The 23,926-nt window shown below is 63.3% G+C and carries 19 protein-coding genes; 11 read left to right on the plus strand and 8 right to left on the minus strand.

What is annotated here, in order from left to right:
• Window positions 1–51 precede the first annotated feature (51 nt).
• From ACYQ01_RS05075 to ACYQ01_RS05110, 8 genes are all read right to left on the minus strand, one after another.
• On the minus strand, window positions 52–909 hold the full coding sequence (locus ACYQ01_RS05075) for a spore photoproduct lyase family protein (RefSeq protein WP_459932743.1): 858 nt from the start codon (window positions 907–909) through the stop codon (window positions 52–54).
• A gap of 17 nt (window positions 910–926) precedes the next feature.
• Window positions 927–2,048, minus strand: coding sequence for a hypothetical protein (locus ACYQ01_RS05080; protein WP_459932744.1), 1,122 nt, complete (start codon window positions 2,046–2,048; stop codon window positions 927–929).
• Window positions 2,045–3,220 carry a 4Fe-4S binding protein gene (locus tag ACYQ01_RS05085; protein WP_459932745.1) on the minus strand — a complete coding sequence of 392 codons (1,176 nt, stop codon included), beginning with the start codon at window positions 3,218–3,220 and terminating at the stop codon, window positions 2,045–2,047. The genes ACYQ01_RS05080 and ACYQ01_RS05085 overlap by 4 nt, the downstream gene beginning before the upstream one ends.
• Before the next feature lie 165 nt (window positions 3,221–3,385).
• Window positions 3,386–3,895 (minus strand): pyruvoyl-dependent arginine decarboxylase, encoded by a 510-nt coding sequence (locus tag ACYQ01_RS05090; protein WP_459932746.1) that lies wholly within the window; start codon window positions 3,893–3,895, stop codon window positions 3,386–3,388.
• Complete coding sequence (locus ACYQ01_RS05095; RefSeq protein WP_459932747.1) at window positions 3,892–4,587, minus strand: hypothetical protein; 696 nt, start codon at window positions 4,585–4,587, stop codon at window positions 3,892–3,894. The genes ACYQ01_RS05090 and ACYQ01_RS05095 overlap by 4 nt, the downstream gene beginning before the upstream one ends.
• A complete protein-coding gene (locus ACYQ01_RS05100) occupies window positions 4,580–5,113 on the minus strand; it encodes an SLOG cluster 4 domain-containing protein (protein WP_459932748.1) in 534 nt (177 codons plus the stop codon). The genes ACYQ01_RS05095 and ACYQ01_RS05100 overlap by 8 nt, the downstream gene beginning before the upstream one ends.
• A 77-nt stretch (window positions 5,114–5,190) precedes the next feature.
• Window positions 5,191–6,237, minus strand: a complete 1,047-nt coding sequence (locus ACYQ01_RS05105; protein ID WP_459932749.1) for a hypothetical protein — start codon at window positions 6,235–6,237, stop codon at window positions 5,191–5,193.
• Between the two features lie 19 nt (window positions 6,238–6,256).
• A complete protein-coding gene (locus ACYQ01_RS05110) occupies window positions 6,257–7,147 on the minus strand; it encodes a radical SAM protein (RefSeq protein ID WP_459932750.1) in 891 nt (296 codons plus the stop codon).
• Between the two features lie 528 nt (window positions 7,148–7,675).
• On the opposite strand from ACYQ01_RS05110, the gene ACYQ01_RS05115 reads away from it, so the two are divergent.
• The 11 genes from ACYQ01_RS05115 to ACYQ01_RS05165 all read left to right on the plus strand — a co-directional run bounded on the left by ACYQ01_RS05115 (window position 7,676) and on the right by ACYQ01_RS05165 (window position 23,782).
• Window positions 7,676–9,394 (plus strand): hypothetical protein, encoded by a 1,719-nt coding sequence (locus tag ACYQ01_RS05115; RefSeq protein WP_459932751.1) that lies wholly within the window; start codon window positions 7,676–7,678, stop codon window positions 9,392–9,394.
• A gap of 15 nt (window positions 9,395–9,409) precedes the next feature.
• Window positions 9,410–10,411, plus strand: coding sequence for an RAD55 family ATPase (locus tag ACYQ01_RS05120; RefSeq protein ID WP_459932752.1), 1,002 nt, complete (start codon window positions 9,410–9,412; stop codon window positions 10,409–10,411).
• Entirely contained in the window at window positions 10,401–11,984 is a 1,584-nt protein-coding gene (locus ACYQ01_RS05125) for a hypothetical protein (RefSeq protein WP_459932753.1), read from the plus strand. The genes ACYQ01_RS05120 and ACYQ01_RS05125 overlap by 11 nt, the downstream gene beginning before the upstream one ends.
• Window positions 11,985–11,986: 2 nt before the next feature.
• Window positions 11,987–13,072 (plus strand): hypothetical protein, encoded by a 1,086-nt coding sequence (locus ACYQ01_RS05130; protein ID WP_459932754.1) that lies wholly within the window; start codon window positions 11,987–11,989, stop codon window positions 13,070–13,072.
• A gap of 1 nt (window position 13,073) precedes the next feature.
• Window positions 13,074–15,656, plus strand: a complete 2,583-nt coding sequence (locus ACYQ01_RS05135) for a hypothetical protein (protein ID WP_459932755.1) — start codon at window positions 13,074–13,076, stop codon at window positions 15,654–15,656.
• 5 nt (window positions 15,657–15,661) lie between these two features.
• Window positions 15,662–16,921, plus strand: a complete 1,260-nt coding sequence (locus ACYQ01_RS05140; protein WP_459932756.1) for a phenylacetate--CoA ligase family protein — start codon at window positions 15,662–15,664, stop codon at window positions 16,919–16,921.
• Between the two features lie 104 nt (window positions 16,922–17,025).
• Window positions 17,026–18,162 (plus strand): phenylacetate--CoA ligase family protein, encoded by a 1,137-nt coding sequence (locus ACYQ01_RS05145; protein WP_459932757.1) that lies wholly within the window; start codon window positions 17,026–17,028, stop codon window positions 18,160–18,162.
• Between the two features lie 15 nt (window positions 18,163–18,177).
• Window positions 18,178–18,699 (plus strand): hypothetical protein, encoded by a 522-nt coding sequence (locus ACYQ01_RS05150; protein WP_459932758.1) that lies wholly within the window; start codon window positions 18,178–18,180, stop codon window positions 18,697–18,699.
• 37 nt (window positions 18,700–18,736) lie between these two features.
• Window positions 18,737–20,479, plus strand: a complete 1,743-nt coding sequence (locus tag ACYQ01_RS05155; protein ID WP_459932759.1) for a hypothetical protein — start codon at window positions 18,737–18,739, stop codon at window positions 20,477–20,479.
• On the plus strand, window positions 20,476–21,636 hold the full coding sequence (locus tag ACYQ01_RS05160) for a hypothetical protein (protein ID WP_459932760.1): 1,161 nt from the start codon (window positions 20,476–20,478) through the stop codon (window positions 21,634–21,636). The genes ACYQ01_RS05155 and ACYQ01_RS05160 overlap by 4 nt, the downstream gene beginning before the upstream one ends.
• Window positions 21,629–23,782 carry a hypothetical protein gene (locus tag ACYQ01_RS05165; protein WP_459932761.1) on the plus strand — a complete coding sequence of 718 codons (2,154 nt, stop codon included), beginning with the start codon at window positions 21,629–21,631 and terminating at the stop codon, window positions 23,780–23,782. Before ACYQ01_RS05160 ends, ACYQ01_RS05165 begins: the two co-directional genes overlap by 8 nt.
• Window positions 23,783–23,926: the final 144 nt, after the last annotated feature.

The following is a 23,926-nucleotide window of genomic DNA, read 5'->3' on the forward strand; positions in this document are numbered from 1 at the left end:
TCGTTTGCATGTTCTCCACCGGGAACACCGCGTCCAGCGCCAGGCCCTCCCCTACTGCCGACGCCGCCCTTCCGACTGGCTGATCCCCGTCGCGCCGCTGTGATCGAAGAACCCGAGGTTTTGCAGCCCGAGGTCGCTGCACAGGCCTTCATACGCCCGCCGCGTCTCCATCCAGTACTCCGTATCCCGGGCCAGGGCGAAAAAGCGTCGGGCCTTCTCAGGATTCTCCCTCGCCAGGGCGTCTTCCAGATCGCTCCGGTTGCCGCAGCGCAGGTTGAGGACTTCGGCCATGACCCCGGAGCAGGACCCCGCCAGTTCGGTCATGAGGGGCTTCAGGTCGGTGTACAGCGGCAGGATGGGACCGATGAACGCATAGACGTCGATCCCCTCTTCGTGCATTCGACGCATGGCCTCCATCCGCTTGCGCACCCTGGAGGTCCGCCGTTCGAAGAGCCTGGCCGAGGCGTCGTCGAGCATGCTGAAGCTGAACCCCACCGAGGCCCCCTTGAGACGACGCCACAGATCCAGGTCCCGAAGGACAAGGTCCGACTTGGTCAGGGTGGAGAGCTGAACGGATTGAAGGGCGGCCAGTTCCAGGACGGCCCTGGTCTTCTTCTCGCGCCGTTCGATCTGCTGGTAGGCATCGGTGACGCTGCCCAGAAAAACCGTGACACCCTTTGGCAGCCGGGCGAAGTCCTTCAGCAACTGCCCGGAGTCAAAGGACTTGATGTCGAGATAGCTCCCCCACGGCTCACCGGCGTGGCCAGTGAACCTTCCCATGAAGCGGGCATAGCAGTACGCGCAGCCATGCGTGCAGCCGATGTACGGATTGACGACGTATTCCGCCCCGGGGAGCTTGCTTTTCGTGATCATCTTCCGGGCCGAAACGATGCCGAGATTGAACTTCATGATTGTGTCTCCTGTCCTTACAGCGCCTTGAGTTGAGCCAAGCCTTCCGCCACGCGTTGCGGCACCGGCCGAGGATCGTCGGCCAATGCGTTTCTCCACTCCTCCCGACAGGGACAGCACGTCAGGACCTGCTCGATGATCCGGTAGTCCATGGTCCAGTTGTAGCCGACCAAGGCGTTGCGCACGATCGGGGTGCAGACGTCGCAACTTTTCTGAAAGACCATCGGCTGCGGCACGGCCTTGTCGATCCCCTTGACGGAAACCCAGCTCCGCTGCTGCGGATCGAGGCGTTCGAGAACCTCTATCGGAGCCCAGAGGCTGGGCAGCGCGTAGCGTCCCGCCCGCCACATCGCGTGGGTGAGGGTGTTGGGCTGGAGATTGGCGAGCATGAGCAGGGCGCTGCCCCCCCTCTCCAGGGTGAACCGGACCGTTTCCAGGGCGTCCCGCACATTTTCGCCCTCGGTGAGAAACGGCTTGCCGAGCAGGATATAGGCGTGAAAATCCATGTCCCGCTCCTTGAGATTCCGAAAGGCCGTCTCGACCTGGGCGTTCGTCACCCCCTTGAACATGCACAGGTTGCGGACCACTTCGTTTTGCGACTCCACGCCGATGCCGACCGAGATCCGGCCGGGAAAGGCGCGCCTAAACAGGTCCAGCCGGCGGCTGTCGTCGAGCAGGTCGGCCCGACACTCGGTGCTCAGCAATTCGACGCCGTAGCGGTGCAGCCGGTCGCAAAGGCGCACCAGCAGATCGTCGCCGATCTCGCGGGGGTCCAGAAAAGACCCCGAGGACGTCAGGTGCAGATACGGATACCGGCCCGGCCCTCCCAGACGGTGCAGGGCGTCGTCCAGTTGCTCCAGGACCCGGTCCGGGTCCACCGGCTTGAAGCTGGCCACCTGCTGGTAGTTGCAGGTGGTGCAGCCGCCATGGCTCAGGAGCCAGCGGCAAGGCGCCGTCTTCAGGATGATCAGGGGCAGGTTGTAGGGACGGCCCTCGTAGGTGGCCTCCTCGTAGTAGATGGCGGCTCCGCCATGGTCCATGCCCCCGGAAACGACCGCCTGGCCGGACCGCCGGTTGTCACGATGGATATGTCGCATGACGTTGGACAGATCGTTCCGGATCGAGGTCATATCGGTCATGATGTTCTCCTTTCCTCCCGCCGGTTGACGGGGAAAACTTCGATCGCCCCCACCGGGCAGAGGTCCCGGCAGAATCCGCAGCCCTCGCAGGAGGACGGGATGATGCGCGGGAGCCCGGCGGGGTCCACTTCGACAGCCTGGCACATGGTTTGGAGGAGGCACCGCCCACATCGTGTGCAACGGAGTGGATCGACGACGGCGACAGCCCTGACGGTATCCGTGCCGAGCCCCTTTTCCCCGCGGACAAGCCCTCCCCGATGCCTTGCCAAAAAGGACGACAGCTCCCGCCCCCCGAGACGGGCTTCGATCGCCCCGCCGCAACGCCGGATCCAGTCCATTCCGTGAACCAGGACGGCTGTCGCCACCTGAACGGCGTCCGCGCCGCGGACCAGGAAATCCATGGCGTCCCCGCCGTTCACGACCCCGCCCCCGCCCAGGACGGCCTTGCCCCGGCCGGCCAGGACCCGCGTGTATTCCAGGGCCAGGGGCGCAAGCCATCGTCCGGCCAGGGAACACATGCCCACCCGCCGAACTCCGTCGAAGTCCGGCGACAGGTCCGGTTCAGCCAGGGGCGGGGCGACCCGGACGGAATCGAGCAGCGACCACCCCTGCACGGGCAACGTGTCCCTGACTTCCTCCACCCAGATCAGGGGCAGGGAGGCGTTCAGCTTCATGAACACGGGCGCGCCCGCCGCCTTTCCCAAGCCCTCCAGGAACCGATGCAGGTCGGCGGTCCCTTGGTGGCTCCACAGGCGAGGCAGGTAGTAGCCGTCGACCTGGATCGCGGCGGCTCCGGCCTCGACCATGCCGGCGGCGTATTTCTCCCAAGGGTCGGCACGCAGGTTCACGGGGGCGATGCTCGCGATCAGGGGAATGGACACCCTGGCCGCCGCTTCGCGGCACAGGGTCCTGGCGCCCTCGAACCCGTGCAATTCCCTGCCCTTCGAGGACAGCATGAACATCCCGAGTTCCGGCTTGTAGCGTATCCTGCGGGCCCCTCCCGACGTCGCCGGCTCCGGGCCGTCGGAAAGCGACTTCAACACCACGGCTCCGGCGCCGCGATCCTCGGCGGACTCGATCAAGTCGACGCTTTCGGCGGCCGGGCAGGACGCGACCACGATCGGGCTGGGCAGGCTCAAGCCGGCCAGGGTGCAGCGCAAGTGTCCGTTCATGTTTGCAGACTCCTTGGGAGGCCGTTGAAAAATTCGTTTTTTGCGGACGGTTCAAAAAACCCGCCGACGGGCGCGAGAACAATGCAAACCCGAAGCGTCGTCGGCATCCGTTGCGGGTTGCGTTTGCCCCGGCGACGCCGTCAGCGAGGATTTTTCGACAGGCCGCTAGGGGATCAGCACCACACAGGCGAAGGCGCAGCCGACCCGCTCCACGTGGTGCTGGATCGACAGACTGAGGACGCTTTCCACGCGCAGCCCCCGGTGTTCGATGTTCTCAGCGGCCATGCGCCGCACGCGTCCTTCGATTTCCTCGGCGGTTCCCGCCCCGGAGTGCTCCATGATCAGCGCGGCATGGTCCTTGTCCGTCGGAAAGGCGATGGCCACGGCCGCCGCGACGATCTCGCCCGGGGTTTCCGAAATCCTGAACCCGTAGGCCACCGGGACGAGAGCCCCCTGGGGGAGAGGAAACGGGTCGACCCTCCGACAGCGCGGCGGCAGGATGCTGGAAAGCCGAACGAGATTGACATTGCCGACGCCGCCGGAAAGCAGCGCCCGGTCGAAGGCGCACAGGGCCAGCGGGGCGTCCCCGGTCCCGGCGCCGAGAAAGTAGCGCCCGGGCACGACCAGATTGCCGGATTCGGCCGTTGCGAGCATCGAGGCGTTCGTGCCGTTCATCGCGCTCCTCCTTGTGTTTGCCTGCTCCGCAGGTCCGTGATCATGCCCAGGATTTGTTCACGCCACCGCTCGTAGTTGTCGGAAACCCCCGACCCGCTCCACAGCCGGTTGGAGTCGAGAGCGAGATCGAAATACCGCAAGGAGTCCTGGAGCACCTGTTCGGCCAGGGCGGGCATGCCCGGCCCCAGGGCCTTGCCGAGGGTCTTGAGGATCTCGCCGACCAGGCCCTGGGCGCTGTGCCGATCGTAGACCGTGTCTTGCGCGGCATAGAGGAGCAGCGCCCGGCAATAGCGCCGAAGGGCGTCGGCCGGCCTGTCCCCGTCGGCGTCCGTGAGCCCGATGGACTCCTCGGCCATGGCCGTGGCGAAGCGCTCCCGGTCCGACCAGGGCCCCGCGTGTCCGGCCCGGATCATCCCGGCCGCGAGCGACGCCGCCGCGCGGTAGTGGGCCGCGGCCTGGGCGTAGTTTTCTTCCAGGTAGTAGGCGTGATCGCCCATGGCGTCTTCCAGGCGGTATCGGATCTCCGCGCCCAGGCCGGGATCTTCGGCCTCGTCAAGCGCGGCCAGTGCGCCGGCCAGGCAGCGGACGCTCTCGCCATAGAGCCTATCGTGTCCGAAGGGGTAGCTCCGGTCGTGGAGCCGGCTCCCCTCCGCCAGGAGCCTTTCCATGCGTCGTTCACGGGTTTCAGTCATGGCCGCCTCCGTTCAGCAGGGAGGAAAGCGTTTCCACGGCCTGCGCGGGATCGTCCAGGAAGACCATCGCCCTGATCCGACGTTCATCCAGGAAGGTCTTTCCGGAGAGGTGGAGAAAATCCACCCACCCGCCGTGCCCGGTCAGGGCCACCATCGGCCGTTCGTGCAGGTAGGCCAGGCAGAGTTCCTGCATGGTTCCGACGCCGCCGGCCACGGCCAGGACCCCGTCGCAGGCCCGGATCATCTCCAGGGAATGCCCGCCCCAGCCGAGCCCCGTGTCGATGACCAGGTCCGCGCCGGAGCGGTCGCCCCCGACCGCCGTGAAAGCCATGGTCGTTCCTCCGGCTTGCCGGGCGCCTTCCACCGTGGCCGCCATGAAGCCCCCTCCGCCTCCGACGAGTACGACCAGTCCCCGCTCGGCAAGCATTCTTCCGGCGCTCCGGGCGGCTTCCATGAGCGCGGCTTGATTGGCGAGATCCGCGTCCGGCCCGATGACGGCGACCTTTTTTTTACGCTTCGCATTCATGTGGCACGATCCTCCGTTCACGGTTTTCTTGTGGAACTGTCTCTGCCGAAATACCGGCCCTCCTCCGGGGAAGGCGATCACGGGCGCGGGCAAGGCCCGGCTTCTTCATCCAGGGTGATGCGCGCGGCGGCCACGGCGGAAAGCAGCGACAGCACGGCTCCCACCCAGAACGGCGTCAGGGAGTCGCCGCCCAGGCCGGACAGGATGGCGCACAGGCAAGGCCCCAGGATATGCCCGGCATGTTCCGCCATGTTCCGGGTTCCGGTCGTGTCGGCCACGGCGCGGGTGCGCAGTTGGGTGTGCAGATAGGCCGTGCCGCCAAACACTCCGGTCAGGACCCACATGGCCACGCTGGCGGACAGGTCTTCCCGCAGCAGGTACCTCGCCATGCCCGCCAGGGCGACGCCGTTCAGGACGTGTCCGATCAGGATGGTCGAACGCCCGGGCAGACGAAGGTTCAGGGCGGCCAACTCCACAAGCGTATATCCCGCCCATCCCATCAGGATCAGGCCGCCTACGAGTACGGGGGGCACGCCCAGCCCCAGGCAGGCCGCATGCAGGAAGGCGTAGACGAAGACGAAGTACTGGGCGTGATGCAGGAAGACGAACCAGAGCAGGCTCCGCGCTCCCCTGACCCGGTAGGCGTAGACGGCGCGCGCGGGTTTCTCCCGGGACGCCCCCGCATAGACCAGGGCCGCGGGCGCGGCGAGCAGGGCCAGGGGGATTCCCCCCGACAGGGCGGCCAGGCCGCCCAGGAGGTAACCCACGTAGCGAAAGAGAGCCTTGTCCTGGAGCGCCAGGGGGGCGCTCACCGCCCTGGCCCGTCTGAGGGTCTGCGTCGCCATCGAGTAGGCCAGGGCCGCGGGCATGGCGAGGGGCCACGCCGCGGGGCTTCCGGCGAAGACCAGCGCGAAGGCGGAGACGAACGCCAAGGCGGCCCAACGCCGTTCGGACCACCCCTCGCCCACCCGGAGGTCCACGAGGATGTATCCCCCCTGCGCCGCCGCCATGAGCAGGGCCAGGCTGTGGAGGGGAAGCCCGGCGACCAGGCCGGCGGCCAGCACCCCGGATTCCAGGGCGCAAGAAGCCATCACGAACGCTTGTCCCATGGTTCTATCGGACATACGAGACCTCCCGGGTGTTTCAGGTCAGCGAGAGAGGGGCGAAAGCGAAGGACCGCCCCGGAAAATCGTACTCGGCCGGACAGGTCCCCTTGGGCAGCTCCCTTTTCAGCAGGCTCGCGATGGGGGAACGGGTCAGGTCGCCCAGGAGAAAATCCTTGCGCGGAGCGCCTTGCGCGTCCAGGGCCCAAGGGCACGTGGCCAGCAGGCCATCGGGGCTCACGTACAGGACCTCCTTGCCGGCGTGACAGTGGCCCTCACCGCTCAGGGTGTGCTGCAGCTTGGGCTGAACTTTCCCGGGGTGCAGACTGTCCCGAAGCTCCTCGGGCGCGGGGTATTCCCACAGGCGCCGATGTTTCAGGGCGGCCCGGCCGACCCGGAACAGGGGAAGCCAGACCCAGTGGTTGACCCCGTTGTTCTCCAGAAACGTCTGAATGTTGCGCAGGTTGTCGGCCGTGGCCGTGTCGTGCGTGAGGACCGTGAAGGCGGAGACGCGAAACCCCTGCTTGGCGCAGAGTTCGAGCCCGCGCCTGGTGGAGCGGTGGTACCCCGTGGGACGGCGATCCCTGGGGGCGAAATCCGGGCCGATTTCCACCGTGAAGTCGAAGCCCTGCACGCGGGGGAAGTCCTGGAGCATGGCGGAAGTGAGGGTGAAGCCCGTGGTGGACACGCTGCACCGTTGCGGCCCCAGGATATCGAGGGCGTCCAGGGTGAGGGGGAGCACCTCCGGAGCCAGCGGATCGCCGCCGGACAGGTCGAACTCGACATCCGGGTAGAGGTGCGTGAGATCCGCCACATTCCGACAGATTTCACGAGCCTGAGGGTGGAAGGGTTCCCGGGAGGGGCCCGCGTTCATCGAACAGATTCCGCATTTGAAGGGACAGTGATTGGTAAGGCTGTAGATAATCTGCATACATGCCTCCATATGTCTTGCGGTTGTTTTTTCGTTTCCCATGTTGAAACGCTCATCCCGAGACGGTGTGCGGATCTTCATCAACGGAAGAAAAATTTTTTCGTGGGGGCGTCCCGCAGGCGCGTCGGCCTCAGGCTCGCGAGACGGGAAGGGCCTTGCCAAACGGCCAGTCAATCAGGGGAGGGAGCGGATCACGGGCAAGGCGCGAGAAAAAGTCAATTCCTAAGCGGAGTTGGCAGAGACGAGGGGGGGCGTTTTTTCCGGCCGGGCGGCCAGCGGGGACTTTCAACAGAAAGTAAAATAATATGTCATACAATACGAACAGTTAGAAGATCTTGTCCCGTGTTTGCCGTGCAGCCATACAACGTGGCGAACGGAAAACCTTTTCTCGTCCAAGCGCAATCCATTGACCTTTCAAACAGCATTACGTATTCTAACACCATATAAGGTATACTGAATTTCTTGAACAATGAGGTGTATCGGCGCGAGGTCATCTCCTGCCCCGTGTGTTTTCAGCCGGAGGTCCGTGTGGAGAAGAATAACTGGCTGGCTCCTGTTCGCCGTCTCTTTCCCAAACTCGAAAGCGATGCGATAAAACAGGGCTCCCCCAACATCTTGATCCTCAAAGGCGCGTTCGAGGCATGGCAATGCCTCTCCTGGGTGACCGACCAGTGCCACTCGCAAGGGAAAACGGCTCGCTGCATCAATCTTTTTGACGAGGGCGACAGGCAATGGCAGATCGACCTGAAAGACTTCACTAACGATCTGAGTTATACGGCCATAGCGCGCGAGATCCAAAAGGAATCCCACATAGACGTCCTGGCCGTTCCGCTTTCCGACATTCTGCAACGCTGCGCCTCCCCCCTCTCCCCGGCCCACTTTCTGCGCCTGCTGAAGTCCGTAAAACCCATCGGCCTCATCCTTGTGCATATCGATCCCGACAGGCACAGCGAGCACGACATCGGGGCGGTCTGCTCCCTTGCGGACCATGTGAGCGAACTGCGGCTGGCCAAGGAGGAATGGGCGGGCGAGCGCGAGGCGTTCCTCAAGGTCGTCAAGGGCGGGGCCGCCTCCCAGTTCCGCTCCTGGGAGGAAATGCTGCTCCTCGAAGAGGGCGAGCCGTTAAGCATACGGGACCTCGAGGGGTATTTCATGGAGATCGGCAAGGACCACGTCGAGGAAAGCGCCCCCCTGCTCGACCACATCTGCGGCCGCTGCAAAGCCCTCCCCATCGAGGAACGGCTGTCCCTGAAGCTCGCCCCCGAGATCGACGAGGAGACCGAAAATATCGACTGCCGGTCCATCACGAATTTCCGTTTCGGATTTGCCGGTCTCGACGGTCCCCTGACGCGTCCGGAAGGCGAAGACAAGAAGGTGGTGAGCGGATTCTACCAAGCCTACGCCATCGGCATCGAATGCGAAGCGCAGACCCTGTCCATCTATCCCTGGCTGCTTCAGGTCATCCTGCGCGGTCTCGCGGACGGGAGACAGTTTGTCGTCATCTCCCTGGACGACACCTACGACAGCTTCGAGGCCGCCATTGAAAACATCAACGAAGACGCCCCCGACCTCATCCGGCGTTCGATGAAAGAGGGAAAATTCTACTACATCTACGGGAAGACAAGCCAGGTCGCCACCGAAGCGCTCCGAAGAAACGCGGCCCAGCAAGATGACGGGCTGGAAGGCGGCGTGCACCAGGAATCGCCCAAAAACCCGACCCTTTTCGCGGGGAAAATCCGTCAGGTCATCGCATGCGCCCGCAACCGCTACAAGGCCCCCATCCCCCCGGAGGAACGCGACCCGGACGAGAGCGCTCCCGAGCACGTGGGGCCGGTCATCATCATCAACTCCTATTCGACCCTCAGCAGTATCCTCGGAGAGGCCGTGGCGTTCGACCTCCTCCAGGACCTGCTTCGCCGCGAACTCTGGGAACTCAAGGACGAAGGGACGGAAGGAAAGAGCAGCAAGGGCATCACCGCCATGCTGGCCCTGTTTCAGAAAAACGTCCTCGAACCCCGCTACGAGAACAGGCTTCGCCAGACCATGGACGGCATCGTCAAGTTGGCCGAGCATGACGTGTTCGGCGTTCGCCGGTTGTACCACCGCATCGAACGGATTCCGAACATGCCCAAGTCCGGGGCCTGGTACTCCATCCATACGGTCCCCCATTTGGGCAGTATCTCCCTGTTGCCGGAAGCGGTGCGGGAAGTCCTGGACGGGAAAATTCTCTCGCCTGGCGAAAGATAGAACGAAAGGTGCGCCATGGAGCATACGATTAAAGAAGGCGAGGATTCGGTTCGGATGGGGGTGGAGCAGTTCGACACCCTGCTGAACCCCAAGGGCTTTCCCTGCGGTTCGACCATTGTCTTCGCGGGCTACGCCGGATGCGGCAAGACGACCTTCCTCATGCAGTTCTTGCGGCAGGGAGTGAAGGAATCCCTGGAAGACCCCGACCACCGCGACGGCGAACCGATCTCGCTGTTCATAAGCCTGGAAGAGTCGGCGCTCAACATCTTGAGCGACTACCGGAACTGGGACTTCGGAAACGGGCAAGGGTTCGACCTGTACGACGCCGTGGTCAGCGGCCGTTTGGTCATTTACGACGGAGTGCACCACCTGGCCGGCCGGCCGCCGGATAGCCTGAACCTGTCGCCGGACCTTTCGGCGTGGTTTCGGCGCCGCGAGAGGGACCCCCTCGAATTCATGCGGCATATCCAGCCCTACGGCCAAAAGCTGTACGACAAGGAAAAAGCGCGGGGAGAGGAAAGCGAGGAAGAGGAAGACGACACCGCGGAGTGCTCCCTGGCCGTCTCCGACATCATTCGCCAAGTCAAAACGTTCGTGCAGGAGTCCGGCCGGGGCGGAGGGGCTCCGCGCCCCCGGCTGCGGGTGGGCATTGACTCCATCATGCCGCTCCTCGCCCAGTTCGGCGCTTCCGGAACCGACGAAAGCCTCAAGGCGAGAAAGGAACTGCTCTCCCTGAAGCAGGAACTCGAATCCCAGGGCGTCACCTCCATTTTCACGGCAGAGGCCTCGCCCGACGGCGGCATCGCCACGGGCCGGGGGTCCAGGCTGGGAGACCTTGAACGGTTCATCGCCAGAGGCGTGCTCCTGCTGGGCTACCGCGACTACGGCACCGGGGAACTCGTCCGGACGATTCGCATCCTGAAGATGCGGGGCCGAAAACACTTCACGGCCCCCAAGGCGTACTCCATCGACCGGGACGGCATCCAATGGATCGGCGAGGTGTTCAGTGACCAATGACGCCCATCACGCCCTGCACAGCCGCCTTGTCGGCTTTGTCTATGCCTTTGAGGGAACGACGGCGACGATACTGCTCGTGGACAGCATCCGGTTCAACGACACGAAAGGAAAATCCTTGTCGCCGCCTCAAGTGGGCATAGGCACCTACCTCTACGCCTACAAAGAGCCGCGAATTGAAAACGCTTCTCCAGCCGGGGAGGATCTGTACCTCTTTCGCGTCACCTCCTACCGGTCCGCGGGGGGGGACATCGCCGCCCTGAAGCAGGTCGTGTGCAACGAGGAAAAGGCGCATCTGCTCTACGAAACCTCGTACGCGGAAAAAGATGTCAAAAAGAACCAGCACCTGACGGTTCGCCTCGGCGACATGCCCGTCGCCGCCGTCGCGGAACTGGTCCGCGGCTCTTCCACGTTCCACCCGCGCGGATTCCTCAAGGTTTTTCTGGCAGACGAGGACATTCTGCGCAAATCCCTGCTCATGCGGGAGCCGTCGGACGGCGGCGAGGCGGTGATCGGCAGCACGGTCACGGGGCATGCGGGCACGAAGGGATTTCCCGTCGCCTTGAACGACGCCGACCTGTGCGGCCATGCCATCCTCTTCAGCTCCAAGCCCGGGCTGGCCGTGGACCTCGCCGAGCGCGCCGCAAGAACGGCGGTGCCGGAAAAAGCGTTCAAGATTCTCTTCACCGAAAACCCCGAAGCCTGGGAACGGCATCTGCCCTGCCCCGAGCGGCGATGGCTCGACCCCGGGCATCTGGCGGCCATGATCCCCCGGGGGTTCGGGGTCAGCACCTACCGAAGCAACGACCTCATCGCCGCCCTGGGCGACCAGCCGCCAAACGTGCTGAAGTGCGTGAACTTCTTTTTACATGAAAAAGGAGCCCGCGACCAAACCCTCGCGCAGATGCTCGCCGGTCAGAAGGATGCGAATCCAAACGCCGGGGAAGACTCCCCGCCCGGATTGTCCAGTCTTTTCGAACAGTGGAGCCAAGAGGAAAAGGGAAGCCGGATCTCGCTGCGGGAATCGGACTACATTTGCGGCCTGCTGCGATCCATCGAGGAAAACAACCTGGGGGCGGAAGCCGAACGACGCGGGAACTGGCTGGCCCTGGACATGACCAAGATCGGCCGCGACACGGCGTTGTCACTGTGCCTGGACATGACCCGGGCGATCCTGAACGTGGCCCGCGCCGACCCTCCCCCCATCCAGGAGGGCATCCTCTGGATACTGGACCGCGCCGAGGAGTGCCTGCCCAGGCAGTCCGACGACACGTCGGGTCCCCTGGCCATGCCGGTCAGGAAGCTGCTGTTGGACCTGCTCTCCACGGTTTCCGGGACGCCGGTTCGCATCCTGACCACAAGCCGTCATCCGTCTCAGGTTGACGCTTTGGCCATGAAATTCTTCAAGCACAGGATCGTCGGCTCCATATCCTCGGAGCACGACAAGAAATGGCTGGAGGACACCCTGTCGGTCAGCCGCATGGAACTCCTGCATCTCACGGATGAGGAGAAAGGCAACTGCATGATTCTTGACAGCCCAGTGCTGCGCTCACGCTGCATCCTGCGGGGAGAATGACCATGAGCATCTACGGCGATTCATACGAACACCCTGAAGGAATTCTGATATATATCGACAAGCAACTGATCGTCGGAGCGGCGCTTGAGGTTGTTCTCTCGTGCGACAACAGCAGCATGTACGAAATGCGGATAGGCTACGGTCTCTGCTGGCCGTCCGAGAGCCAGAAGGTATTCGGCAGCTACTCCCTGCGAAACGAAACGCGGGTTCATTTCCTCCAAAGCATCAAGGAACTCCCACCTTCGGAGCTGGCCTTCAACATTGCCAGCATTCTCAACAAACGGGCACGAAGAGAGTTGTGCGGGGCGCTGAGCGGTATTCCCAACTATGACGACGAGCTTGAAAAGGACAAGAAGGTCAACGACCAGTGGGTCGCCAGATTTTTCAGCCTGGCCAATCAAGTCAAGACGTTGACCGATCCCCGGACAAGCAAATCCGATGGAGACATCATCTACATTCGTGACGCGTTGGTGCCCATCGATGACGTCCTGGCCACCGGCGGGTTGGTCGAGCAGGATGAAAAACGCCTTGGTTCTCCGCACTACATAAAGAACTGGCTTCTGGACAGCAATCCCATTGAACTGCCCTACCCCGACGATACGGGATTCTCCGGCTCCGATTGCTACAGGGACACTCCCATCTACGCGGCCATTCAGTGTTTGTATTCCTCAGGACTGTGGAACAACCTTTCCAAACTCCCGAAAGAAACGCTGAAGATCAAGGAGCCACGCTCAGAAGAGCAATTCGTCCGGGTCGACCTTCTCGGCGTCCTGCGCACAACGGCTCCATACGCCACCTATCAAATGGTTGCCCCCTCAGGAACCAGAGACGGCGTGAAGTTCAAGGACACCGACGACCTTGGCGCCAAGATCGGCGTCTGCTCCGACAAATACAAACGCTTTTCGGAATACAGCCGGGACTACACGAAACACACCGAAGACACGTCGCGTCGCTTCTACTGCCTGGAGAACGGCTGTCGCTATCTGCCGGACGAGTTTGACGATTGCTTCGACGGATTGCGGGAAGACGCCTCGCTTTCCAGAAAGTTCCCGTGCCAAGTCGTGCCGATTGTCGTTTGGAAAAAATGACATGCTCGGCAAGGACGTCGACTCGTCGGGGATCGAGGCCATCCGCAGGTTCTGTTCAAGCGACAAGACTCCCGCGATCGCCCTGGCGAAATTCCGTTTTTCCGAAGGGCTCCCCTGCACGGGGTACGAACTGCGGCGGCGTTGTCGCGCGACCTGCCCGGCAGCGTTCATAGCCCTCGGCCTCCCCAAGGAAAAACGCCAGCGCAGGGAGTATATTCTCACCTGGCTGATGCAGCGTCTGTCTCCCGCCAACGACCTCGCGGAACTTCTGGACCGCAACCCGGATCTTTTCGACGAATCGCTTCGCAGCGTCATGTCCGACGCCATGCCCGCCCTGGGCGGGGTGGCCTTCCACCGGGCGACGAACCTCCACACGGAACAGGCCGCCCGTTACCATGCGCGGCTCCTGGCGCTGACAGGACCGTATACGCAACAGCTTGCGGACAATCCCGTATCCGACTGGAAGCCGTTGCACATCGAACACCTAGCGGGACTCATCTTCCTGCTCGGCGCGGATATCGGCCCACTGGCGTACCCGCTGCGGAGCGTGGTCATCAAAGCCTGCAACGCCCTGGCCCAAGAGCAAACCCACCATGTTGCGCCCAGCGTCGCTTTGACCCTGCTGCGCGCTTTGGACAAGAACCCCGTGCTGCATCCGGCGGGTCCACGCGCCCTCCCGCCCGAGTTGGACGGCGTGCTCCTGGAAGTGCAGTTTGCCCTTGTTCAGCATGCGTTGACGGTCATTCGCAAGCTCATCCGGGAACTGCCCCGCGCGGGCCGCTACACTCCCCCGCCCCCGCCCGCCAGAAGCAGGGATTTGGAGCCATGGGATTGCTTGCGATTGTGCAAATCGCTTATGTATCCCTACGAAATCGCCACATTGGGCAGCGCGGAACTCGCCCCGCTTGATCCAGCGTTTCCGTACAGGCGGGAAACGATCCTTGCGGCATCCCTTTTCCCCAAAGATGTTCGCGAAGCGCAAAAGTGGTTCGAGAAGAACAAGTCCGCCTCCGGCGCCCGGCCCTATCTCTGGCGGCTCAAGCACCATGGGACGGTCTTGGGGCGGCTGTGCCAAATGCGCGCGCACGCGGCTCATCCGGAGAAAAAGGACATCAACGCCACCCGTTGCATCGAGACGGCGTCCGGCATCCCCGGACACTTGCCGGAAGGCGAGGATCTGGCCTATTTCGCCCGTTGTCAGCGAAGGACGCTCATCGACTTGATCGTGTTTCTCGGCGATGAACTTGCGCACGTTTCGGCCCTGCCGCCCGCGAAGCCCCTGAGCAGTTTGTATCTTCGGGTCATGGCCGCCCTGCTCACGGTACGCCGAGAGGGGGAAGAGATGCCCGAAGACGATAGCGAGACCCTCTTTACCGGAAGGCATTCAACGAGCATGAAATTCTACAGACATGTGAATGAGGCGGTTCAGAAAATTCGAAAGCAGGGCCGACAGCCGCTTCCGAACATTTACAGCGAGGAAAACGTCTGGCGCGGGCAGCCCTACGACATGCCCCTGGTCACCCTGAACAGCCGCAACTGCCGCTGGCTGCTTCAGGGCGGAGGATGCACGACCTGCAACTACAACGAGGTCGCCACCGCCAGGGACAACGCCGTTCCCCCCGAAGAGCTGGTGAAGCAGACAGAGTGCGCCATGCATGTGCTTCCCGCGTCGGACTATCCGTTCTGGACGTTCTCCACGGCCGGTTCGTTCTTTGACGACAACGAGATTCCCGCCCCGACCCGCCTGGAAATCCTGCGCAAGCTCCGGGATGCCGGCTATCAGGCCATGAATTTCGAATCGCGGCCTGAATTCTGCCGCGACAGCGACACGCTTCGGGAAGTGCGCGAGGCGTTCGGCGGCGAGGTGTCCGTCGGCTTGGGACTGGAGAGCTACTCCGACACCGTCCGCTATACCTGCCTCAACAAAGGCTACCCGACGCGGGTGTTCGAAGAAGCGGCGCAAGCTCTGCATCGGGCCGCGTTCCCCTTCGACTGCTACGTGTTGCTGGGCAAGCCGTTCCTGGGAGTGGACGCGCTCACCGCGGAAATCGATTGGGGCCTGCACGTGGCCGAAGCGGTGGAAACCATCAACTACGCGTTCTCCCAAGGCGCGGAGTTCGCCATCCTCATGGTCGCGAACATGCAGCCCAACACCCTGTCCTACGCCCTGCACCGTCGGACGGGACTCTATCAACTCCCCAGCCTCTGGCTGGCGGTGGAGGTGATAGCGGCCCTCAAAAAACAGGACCGCCAGCGGGTCCTGCTCAAGGGGCTGATGCGCGCCATGCCTCACCCGCTGGTGCATGCCACCACCTGCCCCCGCTGTGTGGGCGAGTACAGGCGGGCCCATATCGCCTTCAACCAGGGGCAGCCCTTCCAGGACACCCTCTTGGCCCTCCGGCGAAACAGCGCCTGCGCCTGCCGCGCCCGCTTCGACGAGCAGATGGCCCGGTCCTCGATCGCCAACGGCTTGCCGACCAGGGCCGAACTGGACGCCCTTCTCGAAACCAGCCTGTCGAACAACGTTCCCGGCATCCTGGACCGGTTCGAACAAGCCCCGGCTCAACCGTCGACCCAGGCCTGACGCGCATGGAAAACCCGTGGCTCCAGCTCGGATGGTTCAAGCGGACCAGGAGCGAAATCGAAGCGTCTCGCCATGCCGCCATACAGCGGCTGCTGAGCGCGCAGGGCGCTCCCCGGACACGCATGGTCACGTTCGAGCAGCCTCCCCTGCCCAGCATCGGCCTGGACCGGTTCGCCATCAGGAAATTCCGCCACAGCGGCTCGACGTTCTCGGGCGGGGGGCGGACCTACATGAGCGGCGGAACGGGCGGAAGGCCGAAGATGGTCACCTATTCCACCCAGGACTGGCTGGTCAATATAGGATACCGCGCCAGGTGTCTGCAGATCGCCGGCATCGGCCCGTCGTCCATCATTGCGACGGTCCTGCCCTTCGGCCCCTGGTCCACCGGCGACTCCGTCCAGGAAGCCGGGGAGCTGCTCGGCGCCATGTCCGTAAGCCTTGGACTCAGACCGCAGTCCCTCCAGGAAACCATTTCCATCGTCGACCAACTCGGGGTGACCGACGTCGTCACCACGCCGTCCATGGCCCGGCTGCTGCTGCGCCATGGCGGCGTCTCACAGCCGCTGAACCTCCTTCTGACCGGCGAGCGCCTTTCCGGGAGCCTGCGCGGCAAGCTTCTGGCCGCTTTCGGCGGGCAAGTCACCTCCCTGTATGCGGCCACCGAGGCCATCATCGGCGTGGAATGCGGCGAGTGCGACGGCTACCACTTCTGGGACGACATGCTTGTCGTGGAGGTGGTCGACGATGCGGACCGCCCCCTGCCCGCCGGCGCCACGGGCCATGTCTGCATCACCCGCATCGCCGGATACGAGGCGACCAGCATGATTCGATGCAAGCTGGGCGACCTGGGGACCCTCGTGGACACACCGTGTCCCTGCGGCCTGCCGTTCCCGAAAATACGCTTTGCCGGCAGGGAGGCCCACCGATTCACCCTGTTCGGGGGCGTCACCTGCTCGCTGCACCAGTTTCACGCGGGGCTGGCGTCCATGCCCTTTGAAATCTGCGGCATGGCGGCCACGATCCAGGACGGACAGGACGGCCGCGAGGAGCTGCTGGTCCGGGTGGAGACGGACAGGATTGACGCCGAAACCCGGGAAATGGTGCGCTCGGCGATCATGCAATCCTCCATCGACCTGCTTGACGTGGTGGCGAGCGGCTCGGTCGAGCTTGCAGCGGAACTGGTGCCGCCCGGGACGCTCGGCGTTTCCGGGCAGGCGCGCAAGACCAAGGAATCGGTCACGGACCTGAGGAGGGAACCCCTCTGAGATACCTGGAGTTCCATCGCGTTCTGGAGGCGGCCTGCCGAATCCCCCTGTACCAGAAAAAGTACAAGGGCCTCTCCATCAACAGGCTGTTTTCGGACCCCGATTTGATCCCCTTCCTGGAAACCAGGGATTTGATCAGCGAGCGCCCCGTGGAGTTGATGGGAGCGGCCATCGTTTCGGCCCGCACCGCTTTCTTCAGCAGCGGAACCCACGGGAAGCCCAAGGTCATCTTCATGGGCGACCACGACCTTGAGCGGATCATCGGCACCTGCCGCGATTTCTGCCAGATAGAGGGACTGGAGCCCGGAGAACGGGCCATGCTCATCCTGCCGATGAACCTCTGGTCGGTGGGGCGCATCACCATGCTCGGCATGGAGCGGGCCGGATTGCAGGTCTTGCCGGTGAACACCCAGACGCCAAAGGACCTCTGGTCCATCGCGGCCACGTCCTTCAACCCCCGAGTCATGTCCTCCACGCCGAGCGTCTTCGAGGAGTTGGGCAAGCTGGACATGGACTTGCCCCCGCAACGCATTCTGGAAACCACGGGCGAACCGCTCTCCCCCTACACCAGAAGCCGGATCGAAAACCGGTTCGGCGGCAAGACCCGGGACGCCTACGGCCTGACCGAGTGCATCGTCGGCACCGAGTGTTGCGCCCAGGACGGCTACCACTTCGTGCAGGGCAGCGTCAGGCTGGAGATCGTCAACCTGGTGAACGGCAGGCCGGTCGGTCCCGGCGCCATGGGCGAAATCGTCGTCACGAGCCTGATGCAGGAAATCATGCCCATGATCCGCTTTCGAACCGGGGACCTGGGGCTTATCGACGAAAGGCCCTGCCGGTGCGGGTATCCATCGCCCCGGCTCAAGGTGCTGGGCAGGATACGGGAGACGCTGTTCCTACCCGCCGGAGTGCAGATCACCAATACCGAGATCCATGAAGTCATGGCCCCCTACCTGGACCGCTTGATCCCGCGTCCGTGTCTGCGGGCGCACTTTCCGCGCGGCGGTCCGATCAGGCTCGACCTGCTGGTGCCGACCCAGGATTCTTCATTGCTCGGCTCGGCGGAGGCGGACACGATCGAAGACTCCCTGCGCGACCGTTTGCGCCGGGCGTCCCTGGACATCAAGGACCTTGTGGACCTTGGCGATATCGTCGTGGGAGAGGTCAGAATCATTGAACCCTCGTGCGACGACTTGGCGTATCATCGCAAGCCGTTCTTGAGGATCGAGGAAATTCGCTGATACGGAGTTTGAACCATGAGCAACGCGGGGTATGACAGTTTCCGAGAGGCGCTTTTCTCCGGGGGGGATCAGGTCCCGGAAGAAAAGGACGCGCTTTCCCTTGCGCCTGGCGATTTCGTCAGGGCGATGAAGACAAATCCGTCCCTGTGGCGCAAGAACGGCTTGTTCCCCGGCGCCACCAACACCACCCTGCACCAGATCACCGGGCGCAAATTCCCTTATTCCACCACGGCGCGCAACGACCCGCAAGGCACCCATTTTCTCTTCCTCACGGAAAAAATTGGTGACGGCGCAAACCGCTTTTCCCCGTGCACGTCCCGGGAACACAGCCAATTTCCCTATGTTCTCGGGGGAACCGCGCTCTTCCCCACGGGAAGAACACTGCACAAGACAACATATATTCTGATGGAGCTTGGCTTTCCGCTCTCCAATCGCCTGGACCACATTCAGGACCTGCTCCCCGATTTGTGGTGCATGGGAATCGTGCGCCAGACCGATATCCACAGCCCCCGCGAGGCCTGCGATGACCCGGCCTGACGGCAGCGCGCCCCCGAAAAGCGAAGGGAGGGCGTCGATGCCCCCCGGTACGGCAGGCGATACCCGCCTTTCCTCTGCCGCGCGCCGAGCGCAGGAGGGTTTCTGGCAGGATCTCCTGGCTTGCGCGAAAATATTTCTGAAAGAGCTTGAATCGGGTCGATACGACCTGCCCGATCGCGCCGTCCGGAATGTGTTCGGCTTTTCCGGGTACGACACGCGCGAGGACAAGGTTGAGCGCCTGGCGATGCTCATGGCCGAGCTCATCTGGGGGGTGGAAGAAGTAAACGCCGAGAAAGCGGAAAAACCGAATCAAAAGGGCAAAAGCCTTCTCAACGACATCTCCTTCGAGGAGTCCCTCAGAAAAGGCGACATGCGGATGTTCTTCTTCCGTCTCCGCGGAGAACTCCTGGACCACGCCTTGAACAAGAGAGACACGTGGTCAAACAGTCCGTTCCACGCCTACCATCGTCATATGTGCAAGGTCCTGCGTAAGGCCCCGCCCGAAACCGGCGCACGCTACGAAACCCTGGCGGACAACCTGTTCTTCTCCTTTGGAAACGGCGGGGACATGGTTACGCCGACGTCGGCTTGGCAGGACCGGGACTTTCGAACATGGCCCCCGCCCCCCGGAGGCACCCGGCCCGGCAGCAGCCCGCTTCCCGCCGCCCGCGAAGCCCTGCTGGAGGTGGCCAGACACTTCTGGCGACAGACCTGCCGCGACATGGGGGGGGAATACCTCGTGCCTGTCCGGGAGTGCGTGCGTTTTGCCACGCACTGGTTCCGCCTCCCCGCGGAAATGGAAACGCAAGCGAAATCCGACGGAAAAAACCGCCCGTCCGAGCCCGCGCCGGCCCGAGCCGCGGACCGGGCAAATTTCCGGGACCCTGAGGCCGAACCCCGCGAGACCGATCTGTTCGACGCGGATATCGGAGCGGACACCCCGGAACCCGCCTCCGGCTTCCTGTCCACCCAGAGCACCGGCAACCTGCGACAACGCATGGTCGACGCCTTGCGCAAAGCCGGCACTCCCCCCGCGCGCCTGGTTTATCGCAAATACGGGGCGTACTACTCCTTTGCCGACGGTCCCTTTCGCCCCCTCCCCAACGTCGGCCAGGAGGAAATAGAGCCACGGGACTTCCCCCCCTCCCCGGCTATCCATGCCCGCATTGCGGAAACCGAATCCAGGCGGGGACGGAACCCGGACGGAAGTCTCCAGGGCGCGGCGGCCATCAGTCGACGCGAAATCATGCTTCTGCTGGCGGAGTTTTTCTGGAAGGGCGTGGGCAAAGAGGGATTCTTCCTCTACGTCCGGCAACTTGTCCGCTACATCGACTCCTGGTTTCAACTGCGCTCCCTCAGCATGGAAGAAACGCCCCTGGATATGGCGGACGTCCCTCCCGACCCCCTCGACGAGGACGTTCCGCGTCCGATATCGGCAAGGACCAAAAGACTCCTCGCCGAGTTGGCGAAAGACGTGGCGAACGCCTGTACTCCCGTACAACTTCGCATCTTCCACAAGAAATTCGGTCTCGACCTGAAGGACGTGGACATCGCCGCGCAAGAAGGGTTCAAATCGAGCGCTTCCATCAAACAGCATCTGAATCGGATCGTCTCCATTATCAAGGAGCAAATGGTCTGGAAGGGCCTGACACCTGACGACCTTGAGGAGGAAGAACGACGCCAATTTTATGAAAATCTTCTGGAGCACTGCAAAAACACGTTACGGGACGGGATGAGCGGGCATGACTCGAACACTCCCAGCGGGGGAACGCCCACATGAAGATTGACATCGAAAAGTCACGCCGGATCCTGGCGTTGCAGACCGCGTTGTGCCTGCGTACCTGCCCCCCCGATCAGGTCCTATTTTCCACGGCGAACGATCCGGACCGGGACCGCCACGTCCGGGCCTGCCCGGCCTGCCGCGAACGGCTGGACATGGCGCGCGAAATCGGACCATGGAAACGGTTGCACTCCGAACTCCGCAAGCAGATTCCGGACAGGCCGACGGCGCCTCCCCGGCCGGGACAGGTATGGTTCCTGTCCCGCGACCATGGCGGTTGGAGTCGGTCCGGGCGGTACTTCAATCCGCCGGCGGTCCTCCTTCTAAAGCGCCTGGGAGAGGGCCATGCCTTCCTGGCGGCGCAACTCTACCACGACAGGCTTCTGGCCGGCGAAGGCGACGTCTGGTTGTCCGACCGCTATGGCTTCGCCGAAGCCTGGAACCACTATTCCCTCCACGCCGACGACATGGAGACCCTTGCGGGCGAGGTGGAGCCCGCCCAGCTCGACCTGGTGCTGTCGACTTCAGGCAGGCCTCTCGCGGGCGCGAAGGGGGACGCCATCCTCGACCACTTCCGCGAGCTGGAAATCGACGTGGCCTCGCGTTTCGCAATCCCGTCCACCTTCCGCGTCGTCGAGGAACTGGAAGCCGCCGTCGCCCTGTCGGCCGACACTCCCGCGGCCCGGCTCTCCCGTCTCCTGACGAAGCTGGGCCAGGGTCTCGTCGCCCTACTGCCGGACTGGACGTTTCCGACGAATGTGTCGGACCCGCTGACCCTCCTGCTTGGCGCTTCCCCCCCGCCGTCTCTTGCGGCCGGATGGGGAGACGAGGAAGGCGGAGAGAAGATCCAGGCGATTTACGTCGTTCCCAAGGGGACGGGCCTGGCGGCCAGGCCGGTGGCGACGACAGTGGCGAGAAGGGATATCGTGGAGGGACAGCTCTTCATCGAGGGCGCTTTCGCGCAGCGGCTGCCGGAAGACTGCGCGCTTGTCGTGGACCTTGTCCGCCGGGAAGACCGGCCCGATCCGCAACGGCTTGCCCGGGCGAGAGAGACCCATCTCCTGCCCGGAGGCGCTCGATTCCTGGCCCGATTCGAAAACGCGAAGGAACTGCCGGAGGACAGCCGAATCCAGGTGCTGGTGATCGGCAATGCCTAAGAGTTCCCCCCTGGAGGACCTGGCCTGTCGGTTGGAGGCTTCGTACTTGCCTTGGGCGCTCCATTTGATGCGGATCCCCCAGCCGGAACTCTGCGGCATGGAGGACGGCCTGTTCCGGGAGCAGGCAAGCGGCATCCTGGAAAAGCTCGCGGACGACGCGGCGCCCCTTTTTCTGCAATACATCGGAGCCAGTCTGTTGCTGGGGCCCTCGGACGCCGCCGCATGGAACTGGCTGGCCGCCCGGGAAGACCTCGTCGGGGAGGCCCTGGGCCTTAATCAGCCGCTGGAGACCCTGCGTCCCTGGCAATGGAACATGATCGCGCTTCCACTGGCCCATCCCGGGGAAAATCGGGGGAGCCTGGTCTTTACCATGCTCGGGTACGCACGGGATTTTGACAACGCGACCCTGTTTCTGGGACGAACCCGACGGCGGTTGGACGAGGCCGCCGTTTCAGCCGTCGAGACCGCCGCCGAATTGGCCCGAACGGATACCGCAAGCCCTGGCCGCTACATTTTCTGGCCTATCCTTGATCCCTGTTCCCAAGGCATGGCCATCGCCGGCGCATCCATCGGCTTGCCAACCTTCCTGGGTTTTTGCGACTGCGCCAGGGGAAGCCGGTCGCCCCGGATGGTGGCCACAGGGGTGGTCGCCCCGGATAGAACCCTGCACGCGGTCCAGCGCGAAACCATTGCGCTGAAACGCCAGGCCTGCCAGGGTCACTTCAGGTCCTTTCTCTTTCCGCGTCCAGCCGGCGGCGCCCCCCTCCCGGAAGAAGAGGGTCCGGTCGAAGCCCTCCCGGTCGATTCCCTGGACAAGGCCATCCTCTGTTGGAACGCGCACGCCCCGGGCCAGGGGAGAAATCTCACCGAATTTCTTGGCCAGGGAACAGGCTGGCTGAAAAATCTCGCCGATACCCCCGAGGCCGTCTGTCCCATACTGGAACACAACCGCGACTTTATCGCGCAACGATTGCTGGACCTGGACGCCAAAGAGGAAGGAACCCTCGAATTCGTCATCATGAAGACAAAGGCCCTGCTCGAACGGGCCGAAAAACCCATTGGCCGGATTGAATCCATCCTGTCGGTTCTCGGGCCGGAGCTGGTGGACGACCTCATCGAAAAAGAGCGCACGAATCTGGCCCTGGACATCGCCCTTTTGCATCAAAACGCGGCAAACCATTGCGGCGACATAGAAAATGCTGCATTCTGGCATGACAAAATATGCCGCATAGCCAAGTCGGCCAAGCCTCAAAACGAACGGCAGCACAAACAGTTCTTTAGCGTCATTTGCAATCTGGTGGGCTGGCGTCACAACGGGTTCCATTTCTTGTGCGAGCATTACACAGGGTGGAAAGACTTGGACGCCCTCAGAAACACCATTGAAACAATCCATACGCAATTGTTTCCGGGACAGGACGTCGAGGATTCGCAACTGGGCAGTCTGTTTGGAGCGCTCGCCCAGGATTACGGATTCCGCGGCGGCCCGCCCGAGCGGGTAGGCGCGTACGCCCGAATGGCCCGAAAGGCTTTCGGGGAGCCGGCAAAAGAGCACAAGGCGGATTGGCTGCGCCAGTACCTGCACGAGATGTATGCCTATCTGGACGCCGAACGTTTCCCGGAGGCCCAAAAGGCGCTCCTGGCGTACCTGGATGTCCCGAGCCCGGACGCCGTGGACCCGGAAGGGCTGAATCCCTACCAGCACCTGGCGCTTGCCAGATTCCTGGCCGACACCGGAACCCCCTTGCCCGGGTACCTGAAATGGGTTGAGACCGAGAGCGCCGCGTATGTCGCCAGGCAGGGCTGGCAGCACCCCGTGCAATTGCTGACCTATAATCTTGGCAGAATCAGCCCGGCCCCTTCCAGACGCGAAGAGTTCTGGAGGACCTCCATTGCATGCTGCCTTCACCCCGCAAGCAAAACCACCATTCGCATCATGGCGCTTTTGCCCCTCTGCGCGCTGGTCGACGAAGAGCCGGAATGTCTGGCTTCCCTGGCCGAGCAGACAAAAGAGGCCCTGAGCGCCACCCAGGCCTATGGAGTCTGCCCATCCCATTTCGCGGGGCTGCGCGCATGCCGGTCCCCGGCCGATTCTCTCGCCTACGTCGCGCACCACGTCAAAGCGCTGTTCCCGTACTCCTACAGATAAAGAGGGCACCCCTGCGGGACCGCGCTGCGCACGGCGTCCACGGCCGGACTCGAACCGGCGCGTCCCACACGGATCAAGGGCTTTTGCGTCGCGTACGCGCCAAGGGCGCAGCGTCGCCCGGTTGCCCTTTTCCCGCGTGTCCAG

The organism is Fundidesulfovibrio butyratiphilus (assembly GCF_054657235.1).

What these genes read in the sequence shown, in the direction of transcription:
- ACYQ01_RS05110 (WP_459932750.1), bottom strand. Translation starts at nt 7,147, where the DNA reads ATGCAGATTATCTACAGCCTTACCAATCACTGTCCCTTCAAATGCGGA.
- ACYQ01_RS05100 (WP_459932748.1), bottom strand. Translation starts at nt 5,113, where the DNA reads ATGAATGCGAAGCGTAAAAAAAAGGTCGCCGTCATCGGGCCGGACGCG.
- ACYQ01_RS05140 (WP_459932756.1), top strand. Translation starts at nt 15,662, where the DNA reads ATGGAAAACCCGTGGCTCCAGCTCGGATGGTTCAAGCGGACCAGGAGC.
- ACYQ01_RS05120 (WP_459932752.1), top strand. Translation starts at nt 9,410, where the DNA reads ATGGAGCATACGATTAAAGAAGGCGAGGATTCGGTTCGGATGGGGGTG.
- ACYQ01_RS05075 (WP_459932743.1), bottom strand. Translation starts at nt 909, where the DNA reads ATGAAGTTCAATCTCGGCATCGTTTCGGCCCGGAAGATGATCACGAAA.
- ACYQ01_RS05090 (WP_459932746.1), bottom strand. Translation starts at nt 3,895, where the DNA reads ATGAACGGCACGAACGCCTCGATGCTCGCAACGGCCGAATCCGGCAAT.
- ACYQ01_RS05095 (WP_459932747.1), bottom strand. Translation starts at nt 4,587, where the DNA reads ATGACTGAAACCCGTGAACGACGCATGGAAAGGCTCCTGGCGGAGGGG.
- ACYQ01_RS05150 (WP_459932758.1), top strand. Translation starts at nt 18,178, where the DNA reads ATGAGCAACGCGGGGTATGACAGTTTCCGAGAGGCGCTTTTCTCCGGG.
- ACYQ01_RS05165 (WP_459932761.1), top strand. Translation starts at nt 21,629, where the DNA reads ATGCCTAAGAGTTCCCCCCTGGAGGACCTGGCCTGTCGGTTGGAGGCT.
- ACYQ01_RS05135 (WP_459932755.1), top strand. Translation starts at nt 13,074, where the DNA reads ATGCTCGGCAAGGACGTCGACTCGTCGGGGATCGAGGCCATCCGCAGG.
- ACYQ01_RS05105 (WP_459932749.1), bottom strand. Translation starts at nt 6,237, where the DNA reads ATGTCCGATAGAACCATGGGACAAGCGTTCGTGATGGCTTCTTGCGCC.
- ACYQ01_RS05085 (WP_459932745.1), bottom strand. Translation starts at nt 3,220, where the DNA reads ATGAACGGACACTTGCGCTGCACCCTGGCCGGCTTGAGCCTGCCCAGC.
- ACYQ01_RS05130 (WP_459932754.1), top strand. Translation starts at nt 11,987, where the DNA reads ATGAGCATCTACGGCGATTCATACGAACACCCTGAAGGAATTCTGATA.
- ACYQ01_RS05155 (WP_459932759.1), top strand. Translation starts at nt 18,737, where the DNA reads ATGCCCCCCGGTACGGCAGGCGATACCCGCCTTTCCTCTGCCGCGCGC.
- ACYQ01_RS05080 (WP_459932744.1), bottom strand. Translation starts at nt 2,048, where the DNA reads ATGACCGATATGACCTCGATCCGGAACGATCTGTCCAACGTCATGCGA.
- ACYQ01_RS05160 (WP_459932760.1), top strand. Translation starts at nt 20,476, where the DNA reads ATGAAGATTGACATCGAAAAGTCACGCCGGATCCTGGCGTTGCAGACC.